The organism is Streptomyces poriticola (assembly GCF_036689765.1).
GTDB classification, from domain to species: Bacteria; Actinomycetota; Actinomycetes; order Streptomycetales; family Streptomycetaceae; genus Streptomyces; species Streptomyces poriticola.
In genome coordinates this window covers 1-12,391 of sequence record NZ_JBAGKH010000006.1, presented here as the reverse complement: position 1 = coordinate 12,391, position 12,391 = coordinate 1, and the positions used below count along the sequence as shown (strand labels likewise).

The 12,391-nt window shown below is 73.2% G+C and carries 12 protein-coding genes; 8 read left to right on the top strand and 4 right to left on the bottom strand.

Going from position 1 to position 12,391, the window contains the following annotated elements:
* Positions 1-67 precede the first annotated feature (67 nt).
* Positions 68-1,204: an alkene reductase gene (locus tag V5O46_RS11900; protein WP_332884518.1), complete on the top strand. Its 1,137-nt coding sequence runs from the start codon at positions 68-70 to the stop codon at positions 1,202-1,204.
* Here the strand turns inward: V5O46_RS11900 and V5O46_RS31880 are convergent, their stop codons facing one another.
* Together V5O46_RS31880 and V5O46_RS11895 are read right to left on the bottom strand one after the other, a co-directional pair.
* Positions 1,205-1,762: a DUF4158 domain-containing protein gene (locus V5O46_RS31880; RefSeq protein ID WP_408648982.1), complete on the bottom strand. Its 558-nt coding sequence runs from the start codon at positions 1,760-1,762 to the stop codon at positions 1,205-1,207.
* A gap of 175 nt (positions 1,763-1,937) precedes the next feature.
* A complete protein-coding gene (locus V5O46_RS11895; RefSeq protein WP_332884517.1) occupies positions 1,938-4,088 on the bottom strand; it encodes an outer membrane protein assembly factor BamB family protein in 2,151 nt (716 codons plus the stop codon).
* 235 nt (positions 4,089-4,323) lie between these two features.
* Here V5O46_RS11895 and V5O46_RS11890 point away from each other — a divergent pair, with 235 nt between their 5' ends.
* The 6 genes from V5O46_RS11890 to proC all read left to right on the top strand — a co-directional run bounded on the left by V5O46_RS11890 (position 4,324) and on the right by proC (position 9,155).
* The gene (locus tag V5O46_RS11890) at positions 4,324-4,644 is read left to right on the top strand and encodes an SH3 domain-containing protein (protein WP_408648981.1); all 321 of its coding nucleotides are present in this window, start codon (positions 4,324-4,326) and stop codon (positions 4,642-4,644) included.
* Positions 4,645-4,687: 43 nt separating this feature from the next.
* Positions 4,688-5,191 (top strand): EamA/RhaT family transporter, encoded by a 504-nt coding sequence (locus tag V5O46_RS11885; protein WP_332884516.1) that lies wholly within the window; start codon positions 4,688-4,690, stop codon positions 5,189-5,191.
* Between the two features lie 377 nt (positions 5,192-5,568).
* Positions 5,569-6,528 (top strand): class I SAM-dependent methyltransferase, encoded by a 960-nt coding sequence (locus V5O46_RS11880; protein WP_332884515.1) that lies wholly within the window; start codon positions 5,569-5,571, stop codon positions 6,526-6,528.
* Positions 6,529-6,561: 33 nt separating this feature from the next.
* Positions 6,562-7,389: an ABC transporter ATP-binding protein gene (locus V5O46_RS11875; RefSeq protein WP_332884514.1), complete on the top strand. Its 828-nt coding sequence runs from the start codon at positions 6,562-6,564 to the stop codon at positions 7,387-7,389.
* Positions 7,386-8,186, top strand: coding sequence for an ABC transporter permease (locus V5O46_RS11870; protein ID WP_332884513.1), 801 nt, complete (start codon positions 7,386-7,388; stop codon positions 8,184-8,186). Before V5O46_RS11875 ends, V5O46_RS11870 begins: the two co-directional genes overlap by 4 nt.
* 156 nt (positions 8,187-8,342) lie before the next feature.
* A complete protein-coding gene (gene proC, locus V5O46_RS11865; RefSeq protein ID WP_332884512.1) occupies positions 8,343-9,155 on the top strand; it encodes a pyrroline-5-carboxylate reductase in 813 nt (270 codons plus the stop codon).
* A 43-nt stretch (positions 9,156-9,198) separates the two neighbouring features.
* On the opposite strand, the gene V5O46_RS11860 is transcribed toward proC, so the two are convergent.
* Positions 9,199-9,783 (bottom strand): cysteine hydrolase family protein, encoded by a 585-nt coding sequence (locus V5O46_RS11860; protein WP_332884511.1) that lies wholly within the window; start codon positions 9,781-9,783, stop codon positions 9,199-9,201.
* Positions 9,784-9,856: 73 nt separating this feature from the next.
* On the opposite strand from V5O46_RS11860, the gene V5O46_RS11855 reads away from it, so the two are divergent.
* Positions 9,857-10,894 carry a GlxA family transcriptional regulator gene (locus tag V5O46_RS11855; protein WP_332884510.1) on the top strand — a complete coding sequence of 346 codons (1,038 nt, stop codon included), beginning with the start codon at positions 9,857-9,859 and terminating at the stop codon, positions 10,892-10,894.
* On the opposite strand, the gene trpS is transcribed toward V5O46_RS11855, so the two are convergent.
* Positions 10,804-11,859: a tryptophan--tRNA ligase gene (trpS, locus tag V5O46_RS11850; protein WP_332884509.1), complete on the bottom strand. Its 1,056-nt coding sequence runs from the start codon at positions 11,857-11,859 to the stop codon at positions 10,804-10,806. The genes V5O46_RS11855 and trpS overlap by 91 nt on opposite strands.
* Positions 11,860-12,391: the final 532 nt, after the last annotated feature.

Here is a 12,391-nt window from a genome sequence, read left to right as displayed (position 1 = left end):
GGCGACCTAGCGTGGCGGCGCTCTAGGACAGTCGTCCTACGAGGTCGCCACAACGCAGGAGCTCCGCATGCCCCTCGACTTGTTCACGCCGTTCGCCCTGGGCAGCCTCAAGCTCGCCAACCGGATGGTGATGGCGCCGATGACCCGCAACCGTGCCGAAGCCGACGGGTGCGTTTCCCCGCTGATGGTCGCCCACTACCGGCAGCGCGCCACCGCGGGCCTGATCGTCGCGGAGTCCACCACGGTCTCGCCGCAGGCGGTGGGCTACCCCTTCACCCCCGGGCTGTACACCGACGCCCACGCGGCGAGCTGGCGGCGCCTGACCGACGCGGTCCACGAGGAGGGCGGCCGAATCTTCGTCCAGTTGCAGCACTGCGGCCGCGTCTCCCACCCGAGTCTGCTGGACGGGCAGGCGCCCGTCGCCCCCTCGGCGCTCACACCCGTCGGCCAGGCGGTCACCTACACCGGCCCGCAGGACTTCGTGACGCCCCGAGCGCTCGGAGCGGGCGAGCTTCCGGGAGTCGTCGCCGAGTTCCGCCACGCCGCCGAGCTGGCCGGGCAGGCGGGCTTCGACGGCATCGAGGTCCACGCCGGCAACGGTTACCTGATCGACCAGTTCCTGCGCGACGGGACCAACCACCGCCTCGACGCGTACGGCGGCAGCGCGGCCAACCGCATGCGGTTGCTGAACGAGGTCCTCGACGCCGTGTGCGCCGAGTGGCCCGCCGAGCGGGTGGGCGTGCGCCTGACGCCGGAGAACGGCTTCAACTCGATGTCGGACTCCGACCCGCACGGCCACTTCGAGTACTTCCTGGGGCAGCTGAGTGCACGCGGCCTGGCGTACGCGCACGTCCTGGAGGGCGACATGATGACGAAGACCGCATCCGTCGACTACCGCGTACTGCGGACGAGGTTCGCCGGTGCGTTCATCGCCAACAACGGCTACGACCTCGAGCGCGCCCAGGCAGCGGTGCACAGCGGACACGCCGACCTGATCGCCTTCGGCACCCCGTTCCTTGCCAACCCGGACCTGGTCCGCCGCTACCGGGAGGACCTGCCCCTGACCGCGGCCGACCCGGCCACGTTCTACGGCGGAGGACAGGCCGGCTACACGGACTATCCGTTCTACCAGGGCGGCGCAGCCCCGGACCGCACCCCTGCGACCGCGGCCGACGTCCAGCACGTGGCCGGCTCCGGAAGCTGATCAGCGCCCTGGGCGGTTCCTGACACTCGGTCCGCCCCCGCCCCATCGTCCTCGTCCACCGCCTCCGCCAGGTCTCGCAGAGGCCGCAGCCCGCCGCCGGCCGGGCCCGGGGCGCGGAAGGTGTGGCGGCCCGGCACGTCGAGCAGCGCCACCGGGTCGCCGGGCAGCACGCGGTCCTCCCGCCGGGCCGTGCCCGCCACGGGGCGTGCATCCCGACCGCCTGGCCGGACCGGGCCACGGCCCCACGGCGTGCGCCCAGGCCCGCCCGTGCCGGAACGTACGGGACTCCGGCTCCACTCGTGGTCCTCGGACCGGCTGCAGGTGTAGGCGCAGGCGTAGGGCGTCCGGGATCTCCCCCGGCGTGGTCGTACGCGGTCCGCGGAGGCTGGTCGCCTCACCGCTGCACCACCAAGGAGTCCTCGATCCACGGCGCAACGCCGGGCGGTCGATCACCGACCATGGCGGGTCCGACGGGTCGTCCGGCAGGAACCGGCCGACGTACCGGGCGGTGCACATCTGCACCGCGAAGCCGAGCCGGTGCTGGGGCGTGCACCACAGCGTGATCAGGTCCCGGCGGCGGTGCCGAGGCTGCCTGCCTGGCTCAGGCGGCCGACCGCCCGGGCGGGGTGTCAGGGGCCGACCGGCCAGGCGTCCACCGGACGGCTGCGACCACCGGCCCCGTCGGCGTCCCGGGCAGCCGTCCCCGCGCCTCGAGCGGCCGTCCCCGCCCGCTCTACCAGCCGGCCGGATCCCGCCCGTCCACGGCGAACACGGTCCCGTCGGGCGCCCCGGCGTAGACGAGGCCGTCGGCGACCACCGGCGCGGGAAGCGAGGCCGGGACGCCGTCGCCGTCGCCGAGCCGGGGCGGCGTCTGGCCGAGCAGCCGCCCCTCGCGGGCGTCCACGCCGAGGAGCCGCCCGTCGGGACCGGTGACGTAGACATGCCGGCCGTCGGTCACGGGGGCCGAGCCGCTGGCCATGCCGGTCTCCAGCCGCCAGCGCTGCTCGCCCGCCACCATGTCCACGGCGACCAGGGAACCGCCGAGGCCGCTGAGATACACGTCGTCCCCGTGCACCGACCCCTGGGCCGACTCGACCGGCACCGGCAGCTCCACCCGGCGCACCTCACCGGTGTCCGGCGTGTACCGCACCAGCGCCTCGGTTCGCCCGAGGACCGCGCCGCTCACGGTGAAGTAGACCGACCCGTCCGCCGCGCCGAGCAGATCCAGGTTCCCGGTCAGCTTCCTGTCCCACCGCACATCACCGCTCGCCGGGTCCACCGCGGTCACCCGGGTGCGTGCTCCGTCACCGGTCACCGTCGTGGCGTACGCCGTCGGCTCCCCGGGGAACCACCGGAAGTACGGGTCCGGCAGGCCGGGGACCCGCCGGTTCCACACCACGTCCCCCGAGCCGCCGTCCACCGCGGTGACCGTCCCGTCGTCCCCGGTGAGCAGCAGCACACTGCCTGCCGTGGTCGACCCGGTGTGCGGGAGGTCGTCGCGCTGCCAGCGCGCTGTCCCCGAGGCAGGGTCGAGCGCCTCCAGGCCAGCGCCGTGGTCCACCTCCGGCTGCACCAGGCCGGCCGCCACCACCGGGGGCGTGCTGCGCAGCAGGGGGGCCACGGAGTGCCGCCACAGCAGCCGCCCGTCGGCCGGGTCGAGTGCGTAGACGAGCCCGTTCCGGCCGCAGACCAGCGCACCCGCGCCGTACGAGCACTGCGGCATCCCCTGCCCGCCGGTGGACGCGGCCTCCCAGGCCCGCACCCCGGCGGCCATGGCGTGCCGGGCGTCGTCACCTCGCGGATCCCCGCCCCCGTCCGCCGCCCGCACCGAGACCACCGCGGCGGCCACGGCCACGGCGACGGCCACCGCCCCGGCACCGAGAGCCGTCCGCCGGCCCCAGCGCCGCCGCCCCACGCGGCCCTGCCCCGCGCCGCCGCCCGCTCCCTCCGCCTCCGAGCCGAGGTCCGCGCCCGCCCCCGTCCCCGGGTTCGCCTCCGCGGCCGGTTCCGCCACCGGCGTCCGCTGTGCCGGCAGGAAGAGCTGCGTGTCGTACGAGGCCGCCACCGATCGCAGTTCGCGCATCAGCGTGTCCGGGGTGGGCCGGTCCTCGGGCTCCTTGGCCAGACATCGCAGCACCAGCGGCGCCAGCTCCTCCGGCACACCGGTCAGATCGGGCTCGTCGTGCACGACCTGGTAGGCGACGACATACGGGCTGTCGGAGTCGAACGGCCCCCGTCCGCGCGCCGCGTGCACCAGCACCGACCCGAGCGCGAAGACGTCCGCCGCGGGGCCCACCTCGCGGGGCCGCCGGAACTGCTCGGGCGCCATGAACGGCGGCGTGCCGATCAGCTTCCCCGTCTCGGTGCGCAGTTCGCTGTCCGACGGCCGGGAGATGCCGAAGTCGATGACCTTCGGCCCGTCCTCGGCGAGCAGCACGTTGCTCGGCTTCAGATCCCGGTGCACCACCCCGACCCGGTGGATGTCCCGCAGCGCCTCCGCGAGCCCGGCCATCAGCCGGCGCAACTGGGCGGGTTCCATGGGGCCGTTCCGCTTCACCTGCTCCGCGAGGGTCGGCCCGGGAATGAACTGGGTGGCCATCCAGGGCCGCCCGGCGTCCGGGTCGGCGTCGACGACCGGCGCGGTGAAGGCACCGCTCACCTTCCGAGCGGCCCCCACCTCCTGCCGGAACCGCCCGCGGAACTCGGGGTCCCGGGCGAACTCGGCGTGCACCACCTTCACCGCCAGCTTCATCCCGGAGGTGCTGCGGGCCAGGTGCACCACGCCCATACCACCGGACCCCAGACAGGACTCCAGCCGGTAGTGACCGGCGTACTCCGGAAGTTCCGCTTCCGCGCCCGCCCCGGCGTTCCGCTGTGGCGCCATGGAACCACCCCCGTGCTGTTCGTTCGCGCGCGCGACGCTCGGAGCCTAGTCCATGGGACATAACGGGACCGAGGAGGCTTGCTAGCCTCCGTGAGCGCATCACGTACAGGTGTTTGCCACGTGATCCGAGGGAATCAACGTGTCCCCATGACCCGCATGGGGACCAACGGGGGAGGTCCACTTGTCATCCGTCGAGAACACGGCCGAGACCGAGAACACCGCCGCGACCGAGAGCGTGACCGGGGCCGGTACCGAGACCGCGGACGGAAGGGGCCCGGAGGCCGTCATCACGGCAGCGGCGGCGTCCGTGCGCTACTACTCCGTCGCACCCGGCGTCCGCCTCAACGTCCGCAGCGGCCCGGGCACCGGCTACTCCGTCGTCCGCGTCCTGCCCGAGGGCTCCAAGGTCGCCATCTACTGCCAGACCCCGGGCACCCGGATCCGCGGCCCGTACGGCACGTCGAACATCTGGGACAACATCGCCAACGGACAGTACGTCTCGGACGCGTACATCTACACGGGCAGCGACGGTTACGTGGCCCGGCGCTGTTCCTAGGGCCGACCGCGGCCCGGCCCGCCCCCGGCGCCATAATCGACGCGTGAGCGCAGAGAACGGCACCCCCGGCACCGACGGCACCCCGGGCTCCGGCCCCCGCCCGGAGCCCATCCGCTTCTTCGGCACGACCTGGGTGCACCACGACGGCGGCTACACCGCCCGGCGCGTCGCCGTCGCCGTCGGCTCACTCGCCGCGGCCGTCGCCGCCTGTCTGGTGCTGCGCTTCGCCTACCAGGGGCTGCAGATCGCCGAGATCGGCAGCTTCGTGACGATCCTGATGGTCGTCATGTTCGCCGTCTGCAGCGCGCTGGCCTTCCGCCACACCTGGAGCGGCTTCGCCGCCCGCCCCGACCCCGACCGCCAGGCCTCCCTGCGCGGACTGCTGGCCATCGGTTTCATCGGCTCGCTGGCCGCCTATTTCTTCCGCACCCTCCTCGAGGCCCCCGGCGAGAAGCTCCACCGCACCGAGTACGAGACGGCCCGGCGCCAGTACGAGCAGCGCACCTCCCGCCGCTCGGGCAACCCGAAGAAGCGCCGCCGCCGCTGAGGCCCGCGGCCCGATCGGCGCCCGGGACCAGCCGCTGCCGCTGAGGGCCTGCGGACCGGTGGTGGCTGGGGTGGCCCGCGCTGCTGGGGTTCGCGGTCCGGTGCTGGGCCGGGCCGTGCGCGGTCGTTGGGATGCGTGGCTTCGGTGGTGGCCGGGATCGGCCGGCGCCGGTGGGGTTCCACGGCCGTGTGTCGATCCGGTTCGTCCGCTGCTGCTGAGGCTCGCGACCTCGGCGGCTGCCGGGACCAGCGGCTGCCGGGACCAGTGGCTGCCGGGACCAGTCGCCGCCACTGACGCCCTGGCCCCGGACCCGACCGGTAACAGCCGCTGCCGGGAACCGCCTGCACTCCGCAGCGACCACGGCCACCATGGCGGACATGACGACGTCCTCCGGCACCGCCACTCCCGAGCCGTCCCAGCCCGTCGGGTCCCAGCCCGTCGGGTCCCCTTGCGACCTGCCCCGTTCCTCGCATTCCCGCTCCGCACAGTCCGGCTCCGCACAGTCCGGCTCCGCCCTGTCCCACTCGGCCAGGCCACCTTCCGCCCCGGCAGACTCCCTCCCGGCCCGCTCCACCCGGGCCCGCTCCTTCGACGCCGCCGCTGCCCGGTACGCCGCCCACCGCCCCTCCTATCCGCCCGCCCTCCTCGACGCGCTGGAGGAACTCGCCGGCCGTCCGCTCGCCGGCACCCGCGTCGCCGACATCGGCGCCGGTACGGGCCTGGCGACCGCCCTGCTGCACGCCCGCGGTGCCGACGTGATCGCCGTCGAACCCGGTGACGGCATGGCGGCCCAGTTCAGGCGCACTCTCCCGGACGTGCCGATCGTCCGCGGCACCGGCGATGCCCTGCCCCTCGCGGACGACACCGTGGACGTCCTCACCTACGCCCAGTCCTGGCACTGGACCGACCCTTCCCGTTCCGTGCCGGAGGCGCTGCGCGTGCTGCGTCCGGGCGGCACGCTGGCGCTGTGGTGGAACACCGCCGCCCTCGACGTGCCGTGGATCGCGGAACAGGCCGAGCGCCTCGGCCGCCACTTCGGCCGGGACGCCACCGAAGAGCTGCGCCGCCTCGGCCCGTCCTCCGCCGACCCCGGGGGCCGGCTCGGCCTCGTCCGTCGTCAGGTCCGCTGGAGCCGCCGCGTCCCCGTGGACACCCACCTGGCCAACCTCGGCACGCACTCCGCGTTCCTCATCCACGACGAGACCCGCAACACCGCCTTCTTCGCCGAGGAGCGCGACCGCCTCCTGGCCCGCTTCCCGGACGGAGCCGTGGAGGAGACGTACGAGGTCGTCCTGCTCACGGCCGTCGACCCGGGTGCGCATCCGCACACTGCTTGACGCGCGGCGCCCCTCGGGAGGATTATTCATCACATGGTGAATAATCCTCCCGGGACGGCCGGCCCACCCCACCGCCAGCCACCCCCCACCCCCGGCCCCCAGGCCGTCCACGCCGAGCAGCTCACCGTCGTCCGCGGCTCCCGCACCGTTCTGCACGGCCTCGACTTCACCGTCCCCCGCGGCCAGATCACCGGACTCCTCGGCCCTTCCGGTTGTGGCAAGACCACCCTCATGCGGGCCGTCGTCGGCACCCAGGCCAGGGTCGGCGGCACCCTCGACGTCCTCGGCCGACCCGCCGGCCACCCCACCCTGCGCACCCGCATCGGCTACGTCACCCAGGCCCCCTCCGTCTACGACGACCTGACCGTCCGCCAGAACCTCGACTACTTCGCCGCGATCATCGCCCCGGGCCGCGCCGCCGCCGCCCGCCGCCGCACCGACGTCACCCGCGCCATCGCCGACGTCGACCTCACCGGCCATGCCGACGCCCTGGCCGGCACCCTCTCCGGTGGCCAGCGCAGCCGGGTCTCCCTGGCCGTCGCCCTGCTCGGCACCCCGGAACTGCTCGTCCTCGACGAGCCCACCGTCGGCCTGGACCCCGTCCTGCGCCGGGACCTGTGGAACCTCTTCCACACCATCGCCGCCGAGCGCGGTGCCACCCTCCTGGTCTCCTCCCACGTCATGGACGAGGCCGAGCGCTGCCACCGCCTGCTGCTCATGCGCGAGGGCGAGCTCCTCGCCGACGACACCCCGGACGCGCTGCGCACCCGTACCGGCGCCGAGACCGTCGAAGCGGCCTTCCTGCACCTGGTCGACGAAGCGAAGGCGGCAGCGGCCCGTACCAAGGAGCGCACCTCATGACCCCTACACCCACCGCGCGCCCCGGCCCCGCCTCACCCCCGGCCGCCCCGCCCCGCGCCCTGAACCTCTCCCGCACGACCGCCACCGCGACCCGTGTCCTGCGCCAGCTCGCCCACGACCCGCGCACCATCGCGCTGATGCTGCTCATCCCCTGCGTGATGCTCTTCCTGCTGCGCTATGTCTTCGACGGCAGTCCCCGCACCTTCGACAACATCGGTGCATCGCTCCTCGGCATCTTCCCGCTGATCACGATGTTCCTGATCACCTCGATCGCCACCCTGCGCGAACGCACCTCCGGCACCCTCGAGCGCCTCCTCGCCCTCCCCCTCGGCAAGGCCGACCTCATCGCCGGATACGCGCTGGCCTTCGGCATCCTGGCGATCGTCCAGTCGGTCCTCGCCACCGGCCTGGCCCTGTGGCTGCTGGGCCTGGACGTCACCGGCAGCCCCTGGCTGCTGCTGCTCGTCGCCCTGCTGGACGCCCTCCTCGGCACCGCCCTCGGCCTCTTCGTCTCCGCCTTCGCCGCCTCCGAGTTCCAGGCCGTGCAGTTCATGCCGGCCGTGATCTTCCCGCAGCTCCTCCTCTGCGGCCTCTTCACCGCGCGCGACAACATGCACCCGGTCCTGGAGGCCGTCTCGAACGTCCTCCCCATGTCCTACGCCGTCGACGGCATGAACGAGGTCCTGCTCCACACCGACATGACCGCAGCCTTCGTACGCGACGTCCTGATCGTCGCCGGCTGCGCGCTGCTCGTCCTGGCCCTGGGCGCGGCCACCCTCCGGCGCAGGACGGCCTAGCCCCGTCCACCCATCCACCCATCCACCCATCCACCCGTCCAGCGCCGGAGGCCGGGCCACCCGCCGACATCCCGCCCACTGGACACCCCACCCCACCGCACCCCCGGGATGCGAGGATGACCACGGACGACGCACCTCCGGAGGGCACCGAAAGCCATGACCCAGAAAGTCGCAGTCCTCGGCACCGGCAAGATCGGCGAAGCCCTGCTCAGCGGAATGATCCGCGCCGGCTGGGCCCCCGCTGACCTCCTGGTCACCGCCCGCCGCCCGGAACGGGCGGAAGAGCTCCGCACCCGCTACGGAGTCACCCCGGTCAGCAACGCCGAGGCCGCCAAGACCGCCGACACCCTGATCCTCACGGTCAAGCCGCAGGACATGGGCACCCTCCTCGACGAACTCGCCCCGCACGTCCCCGCCGACCGCCTGATCATCAGCGGCGCCGCAGGCATCCCCACCGCGTTCTTCGAGGAGCGCCTCGCCACCGGCACTCCGGTGGTCCGGGTCATGACGAACACACCCGCCCTCGTCGACGAGGCCATGTCCGTCATCTCCGCCGGCACCCACGCCACCGCCGAGCACCTCGCCCACACCGAGGAGATCTTCGGCGGCGTCGGCAAGACCCTCCGCGTCCCCGAGGCTCAGCAGGACGCCTGCACCGCCCTCTCCGGCTCCGGCCCGGCCTACTTCTTCTACCTGGTCGAGGCCATGACCGACGCGGGCATCCTGCTCGGCCTGCCCCGCGACAAGGCCCACGACCTGATCGTCCAGGCCGCCGTCGGCGCCGCGGTGATGCTCCGCGACAGCGGCGAGCACCCCGTCAGGCTCCGGGAGAACGTCACCTCCCCCGCGGGCACCACCATCAACGCCATCCGCGAACTGGAGAACCACGGCGTACGGGCCGCCCTCATCGCCGCCCTCCAGGCCGCCCGGGACCGCAGCCGGGAGCTCGCCTCCGGCGACACCGGCTGACCCCCTCTCCGGCAACACCGGCTGACCCGCCCGCCGGGGGCGGTCACCCCGCCGCGCCGACCACCTCCGCCGTGGTCACCACCCGCGCGAAACCGCCCCCGTGCAGAGACACCGCCGTCGCCCGCGCCAGCTCGTCCGCGCTCTGCCGCCAGCCGAACGGCCCCTCCAGACCGAACGTGTACGTCGCGTCATGGACGAACACAACATCGAACCCGAGGTTCCCACCCATCCGCGCCGTGGTCTCCACACACATGTTGGTCTGGATGCCCGCCAGCACGATCTGACCGATCCCGGCCGCCCGCAGCCAGGCCGCCAGATCCGGCGCGCCGAGAAACGCCGAGTTCACCGACTTCGTCACCAGCAGCTCCGCACCCGCCCCCTTCCCCCGGCGCTGCTCCACGTACCCCTTGAACCCGTTGCCCTCCCGCCCGGTCCGCAACGGCGACCCCGGCGTCACCGAGTCGTGCCGCACGAAGACCACCGGCCGCCCGGTCGACTGCCACACGTCGATCAGAGCGGCGATGTTGCCGTCCGCCCCCGGGTTGTTCCGCACCCCCCAGAAGTCCGTCTCCTCGAATCCCTGCTGCACGTCCACGACGACCAGCGCCGCGTTCTCCGTGATGTCCATGCCCCGATCGTGCCGCCGTCCGGCCCCCCGCCCCAGAGGTCGCAAAGTCGGCGTTCGATGGTTTACTGCCACCATGGCGGAGACAGCCACCCCCTACCGCGTCGCCCTCGTCGCCTTCCCCGGCATCCGGGCCTTCGACGTCTCCGTGATCACCGAGGTCTGGGGAACCGACCGCACCGACCGCGGCGCCCCCGCCTACGACCTGCGCCGGGTCGCCGCCGACCGCACCACCGCCGTCCCGATGCGCGGTGGCCTCGCCCTCCATCCCGACCGCGCCCTCGCCTGGCTCGACCGCGCGGACCTCGTCGTCGTCCCCGGCCTCGACGATCACCTCACCCCGGCACCCGCCCCCGTCCTCGCCGCCCTCCGCCGCGCCCACACCCGCGGCACCACCCTCGCCGCCCTGTGCGGTGGCGCCTTCACTCTCGCCCAGGCCGGCCTGCTCGACGGCCGCCGCGCCATCACCCACTGGAACCTCACCGACCTGCTGCGCACCCACCACCCCCAGGTCACCGTCGTCCCCGACGCCCTCTTCCTCCAGGACGACAACATCTGGACCTCGGCCGGCACCGCGGCCGGCATCGACCTCTGCCTCCACCTCGTCCGCCTGGCCCACGGCGCCGAGGCCGCCGCCACCATCGCCCGCGCGATGGTCACCGCCCCCTTCCGCACCGGCACCCAGGCCCAGTTCATCGAGCACCCCACCCCGCGCACCGATCGAGACGCCGATGCCCTCGCCGCCGTCCGCGAACACGCCCTGCGCCACCTGCACGAGCCGCTCACCGTCGCCGACCTGGCAGCCCGCGCCGGCATGTCCCCGCGGTCCTTCGCCCGCCACTTCACCACCGCCACCGGCACCACCCCGGGCCGCTGGCTCCTCGACCAGCGCCTCGCCGCAGCCCAGCGGCTGCTGGAACGCACCGACCTGCCGATGCCCGAGATCGCCCGCCGGGCCGGCTTCGGCAGCGAGGTCACGATGCGCCAGCACTTCGCATCGCGCCTCGCCACCAGCCCCCGCGCCTACCGCGCCGCGTTCACCACCGTCGCCGCCACGGGCACCGGCGCCGCCGGAACCGCCGGCACGGGCGGCAGCAGCCCGATCGCGCGGTAGGCGGCATCCACCACCGGCCGCGCCATCCCCCGCGCCCGCTCGGCACCGTCCCGCAGTACGTCCTCCACATAGCCGGGGTCGGCACACAACGCCCGGTGCCGCTCCTGCACCGGCCGCAACACCTCCACCACGGCCTCCGCGACATCCCGCTTCAGATCCCCGTACGACCGGTACCCGGCGGCAAGCTCCTCCGGCACCCCACCCGTGCAGGCGGCCAGCACCTCCAGCAGATTCGCCACCCCGGGCCGGCCCTCCCGGTCGTACACGACCTCCCGGCCGCTGTCGGTCACCGCCCGCATGACCTTCCTCCGCACCACATCGGGCTCGTCCAGCAGATAGACGATCCCGGGCCCGGCATCGTCGCTCTTGCCCATCTTCGACGCCGGATCCTGCAGGTTCATCACCCGCGCGGCCACCTTCGGATGAGTGACCCGCGGCACCACGAAAGTCTGCCCGTACCGCTGGTTGAACCGCACCGCCAGGTCCCGGGTCAGCTCCACATGCTGGCTCTGGTCGTCCCCGACCGGCACCTCGTCCGTCGCGTACGCCAGGATGTCCGCGGCCATCAGCACGGGATACGTCAGCAGCGACAGCCGCACACTCCCGCCCCGCCCCCGCTCCAGCGCCGACTTCTCCCGGTACTGGATCATCCGCCGCATCTCCCCGTCGGAGGCCACGCACTCCAGCAGGTACGACAGCCGCGCATGCTCGTCCACATGGCTCTGCACGAACACGGTGCACAGCCGGGGATCCAGCCCGGCCGCCAGCAGCAGCGACGCCGACTGCCGACTGAGCCGCCGCACCCGCGCCGGATCGTGCGCCACGGTCAGCGCATGCAGATCGACGACGCAGAACAGCGCGTCCGCCTGGTGCTGGTCGACGGCAGCCCACTGCCGCATGGCCCCGAGATAGTTCCCCAGCGTCAGATGCCCGGTCGGCTTGACCCCGCTGAAGACCCGCGTCATCTCTCCACCTCCTGGTCGGGACCGCCGCTCTCGGCCGACCGCCCCTCCGGGAGAGAGATACGAGAACGGCCGCCGAGGCGGCGGCCGTTGTGTGCATACGTGAGTCCGGCCGCCGTCAGGCGGCCCACCACTGCTGGTTACACGTACGCGTCGTCACGCCCCCCACCGTACGCCTCCCGAGGGCCCCGCGCACTGAAGTTGACACGTCCCGCTCCGCTCCGTAGTGTTCTCCGAGTTGTCCGACGTGAGCGCCGACCGAGGTCGGTCCCCGGACAGCCATTCCGCAAGTACCAGCACTCTTCGACGACAGTCGACATGTGTGGCATGCGTATTTACGGAATGAGGAATCCACGTTCGAAAGGACGCTGCTCTCGATTAGCTCGAGAGCCGAGGATCCGCTAAAGTCTCACCCCGTCGGAACGGCCCAACAGCCGCGAGGACGAACCCCGCTGACAGGGAATCAGGGCCGAAAGGATCTGATAGAGTCAGAACCGCCGGAAAGGGAAACGCGAGAGCGGGAACCTGGAAAGCA